4 protein-coding genes are annotated in these 3,755 nt (G+C 73.4%); 2 read left to right on the forward strand and 2 right to left on the reverse strand.

The window, feature by feature from the left end; all coding sequences use genetic code 11:
• A partial coding sequence (locus tag WBP48_RS10630) for a 2Fe-2S iron-sulfur cluster-binding protein (RefSeq protein WP_424440095.1) occupies positions 1–885 on the reverse strand: 885 nt, incomplete at its 3' end.
• The gene (locus WBP48_RS10635) at positions 882–1,706 is read right to left on the reverse strand and encodes an FAD binding domain-containing protein (RefSeq protein WP_424440098.1); all 825 of its coding nucleotides are present in this window, start codon (positions 1,704–1,706) and stop codon (positions 882–884) included. The genes WBP48_RS10635 and WBP48_RS10630, both read right to left, overlap by 4 nt.
• Positions 1,707–1,938: 232 nt before the next feature.
• Here WBP48_RS10635 and WBP48_RS10640 point away from each other — a divergent pair, with 232 nt between their 5' ends.
• The gene (locus WBP48_RS10640) at positions 1,939–3,420 is read left to right on the forward strand and encodes an XdhC family protein (RefSeq protein WP_424440101.1); all 1,482 of its coding nucleotides are present in this window, start codon (positions 1,939–1,941) and stop codon (positions 3,418–3,420) included.
• Positions 3,417–3,755 (forward strand): nucleotidyltransferase family protein (locus WBP48_RS10645; protein WP_424440104.1); only part of this gene is annotated, 339 nt, incomplete at its 3' end. The genes WBP48_RS10640 and WBP48_RS10645, both read left to right, overlap by 4 nt.

Below are 3,755 nucleotides of genomic sequence, written 5' to 3' on the forward strand. Positions count from 1 at the left end.
GCGCGTGATGCGGGCGTGCGCGTGCGGGCTGACGACGACCCGCAGCACGAGCGCGCCGGTGGCGAGATGATCGGGCGGGAGGTCGAACGTGTACGGCTCGCGGCCCTGCACGATCCGCCGCGCCGCCTCCGGCCGCGCCGAGGTCCCGACCCCTGTCGCCGGCCCCGTCCCCGCCCCCACCGGTGGTTGAGTAGTCGCCGAGGCGCCCCCCGCCGGTGGTTGAGCACCCGCCGGAGCGCCCCCCGCCGGTGGTTGAGTAGCCGCCGAAGGCGGCGTATCGAAACCATCTGTACTGACTCGGCCGCTGTGGTCTCGATACACCGCGCCTTCGGCGCGGCACTCGACCAGCGGGGTGGTGGCGCCGCCGCCGGCGCACTCGACCAGCGGGGTGGTGCCGGCTCCGCCGGCGTACTCGACCAGCGGAGAACCGGCCGGCCCGGTTTCGCGGACCGCGCCGAGCACCGATGAGCGGATCGCCTCGCGGATCGGGCGGTACCCCGTGCAGCGGCACAGGTTGCCCTTCATCCGCCGCTTTAGGTCGGGGAGGTCCGCCGCGCTCAGCGTCGACGCGGTCACGCTCATGCCCGGGGTGCAGAAGCCGCACTGGAAGCCGAAGCCGTCGGCGAGCGCTTCCTGCACGGGGTGCAGGTCGTCGCCCGGCGCGAGCCCCGCGGCCGTCGTCACGGACCGGCCTTCGACGCGGACGGCCGGGATGAGGCACGAGTGCACCGGCACGTCGCCGATCAGCACCGAGCACGCGCCGCAGTCGCCCGCGTCGCAGCCCTTCTTCACGGTGTTGTGACCCGTCTCGCGCAGCAGCGTCCGCAGGCACTGACCCGGGCGCGGATCGGCCTCGACCTGGCGACCGTCGACGTCGAACCTCATGCCAGCTCCTCACGGATGCGCTCCGCGAGCACGACGCTGACCCCGCGGCGCCAGTCCGCCGGCCCCAGTGGGTCGGAGTAGTAACCGGATGCCGACGCCACGGCATCCGCCAGCTCTTCGCGTCCCGGCGTAGACACGAAACGCAGCACGGTCGGTGCGGCGGTGGCGGCCGTGACGGTGAAGACGCTCGCGCCGTCGGGGTCGACGCGGCCCGTGACGACGGCGCCCGACCGGCCGTGCTCGGCGAGGGCGATCTTACGCAGCGCCGCGCGCGAACGGAGTGCCTGCTCCGGCAGCTCGATGGCGCGCAGGACCTCGCCGGGCCCCAGCGTCGTCGTCCCGTTGCCGGTGACGAGCTGACTCACCGGCATCCGCCTGGTCACTGGCTCGTCCTCGGCGCTCTCGGCCGGCGACCAGATCTCGGCGACGCCGTCGAGCGCGACGCACAGTGACACCATCGCGGCGGCGGCGAACGCGCGGCAGACGTTGCCACCGACGGTTGCCGTATTCCAGATCTTGAATGAAGCGAGCAGGGCATGTGCCGCATCGGGAATGATGGCGGTCGCGGTCCACTGCGGCGGCGCGACCTTCGCCCACGCGACGAGAGTGGCGATGGGACACGTCGCCGCGATCCGAAGGCCGTCCGGCGTGATCTCGACGTCGGGCCAGCCCATCCCCGCGAGGTCGACGAAGGCGACGGTGGTCGGCTGTGGCTCGCTCATGAGCCACGTGCCACCCCCGAGGAACACCTCGCCGGGGGCGAGCACGAGGTCGGCGGGCGTCCGGGCGACGCGGTACGTACGCACCGTCGTGATGTCCATACCGCTGTCCTCCCCTTGCCGGCCGATTTAATCAGGCGTCGGTTTCGAGGTTGTTTCCTCGGCCGGGCTTCGCGGCGACGTGTCCCGAACTCCTCCATCTTGGTCGGCGTCGGCCCGCCGCCGCCCGCAATTCTGCGGGCAGCGGGTGCGCGCATCGACGAGATGGAGGAGTTCGGGTCGGGTGAGTGCGGCACGTAACCGCGCGGTCACAGCCGGGGCGTACCGTGGGGCCATGCGTGAGATCCTGCCCGTCGCCGCCGAGTGGGTGCGGCGCCGCCGCCCGTTCGCGATCGCGACGGTCGTCGGTGTGGCCGGCAGCGCCCCGCGCGAGATCGGCGCCAGCATGATCGTCTCGGCCGACGGTGCGGTCGTCGGCAACGTCTCGGGCGGCTGCGTCGAGGGCGTCGTGTACGAGCGGTGCCTCGAGGTGATCGCGACGGGGCTGCCCGTGGTCGAGGAGTTCGGCTACGGCGATGCGGACGGGCTTTCGGTAGGGCTCACCTGCGGCGGCGCCGTCGACGTCCTCGTGCGCGCCGTCCTGCCGGACAGCGCCCCCGCATCCGACATCGCCGTGCTGGCGCAGCGAGAGCAGGATGCCGACGCGATCCGTTACACCCTGGTGACATCGGGTCCGCGGCTCGGACGCGGCGTCATCGACGGGCGTCCGCCCACCGGTGAAGAGCCGTCCGAGCGCACCATCACGATCGAGCTCGGACGACCGGCGCGACTGGTGATCGTCGGCGCCGTCGAGTTCGCCGTCGCGTTGAATCGCCTCGCCGTCGCGATGGGCATGCGCGTCAGCGTCGTCGACCCGCGCTCGGTGTTCGCCGTCCCGGAGCGCTTTCCCGGTGCGGAGGTCGTCGTCGACTGGCCCGACAGGTACCTGGCGGCGCATCCCGCGGACGCGAGCACCGCGGTGTGCGTGCTCAGCCACGATCCGAAGCTCGATGTGCCCGCCCTGACGGCGGCGCTCGCGTCGCGCGCGGGTTATGTCGGCGCGATGGGAAGTCGCCGCACGGATGCCGACCGCAGGCGACGGCTGGGCGAGGCGGCGGTGTCGCCGGCGGCGATGCTCCGCCTGCGCTCGCCGATCGGGCTGGACCTCGGCGGTCGCAGCCCAGAAGAGACGGCGCTGTCGATCCTGGCCGAGATCGTCGCCGATCGCCACGGCGGGAGCGGGCAGCGGATCTCGCAGCGCACCGGTGCCATCCACGGGTCCTCGGCCGCCTCCTCGGGTACGGCCCAGGTCGGCGGCCGGGTGGGTGCCGGCGACGGCGCGGGTGTCGGCGGCCGGGTAGGTGTCACCGACGGGGTGGCTGCCGCCGACCGGGTCTCTGGCGGCGATCGGGTGTCCGGCGGGGACGAGCCTGGGTCCGCCGCCCCCGAATCGGCCGCCGAGTGCGCCTGGATGTCCGACGTCGCCCCGACCGCACTGACCCGAAAGTCTCGCATCCCCGAGGCAGACTTTCTCGCCCCACGGCGCGGCAGCGCCACTGAAGAGCCGACCCGAAAGTCTCGCATCCCCGAGGCAGGCTCTCTCGCCCCACGGCGCGGCAGCGCCACTGAAGAGCCGACCCGAAAGTCTCGTATCCCCGAGGCAGACTCTCTCGCCCCACGGCGCGGCAGCGCCACTGAAGAGCCGACCCGAAAGTCTCGCATCCCCGAGGCAGAGTCTCTCGCCCCGCGGCGCGGCAGCGCCACTGAAGAGCCGTGACGCTCGGCGTGTGCGGCATCGTGCTGGCGGCGGGCGCCGGCACGAGGTACGGCGGACCCAAGGCGCTCGCGCGCGACGACGACGGCATCCCGTGGGTCGTCCGGGCGGTCACGACCCTGCGCGAGGCGGGCTGCGCCCCCGTGATCGTGTGCCTGGGCGCCGCGCGCGCGCAGGCGGCATCCCTCGTTCCCGCGGAGGCGACCATCGTCGAAGTGCCGGAGTGGGCCGAGGGACTGTCGGCATCCGTCCGCGCCGGACTGCGCGCCGCCGCCGCGTGCGACGCCACGGCCGCGCTGGTGATTCCCGTCGACGTGCCCGGGCTCCCGGCATCCGCC

Source organism: Microbacterium sp., from assembly GCF_049661145.1.
Classification (GTDB): domain Bacteria; phylum Actinomycetota; class Actinomycetes; order Actinomycetales; family Microbacteriaceae; genus Microbacterium.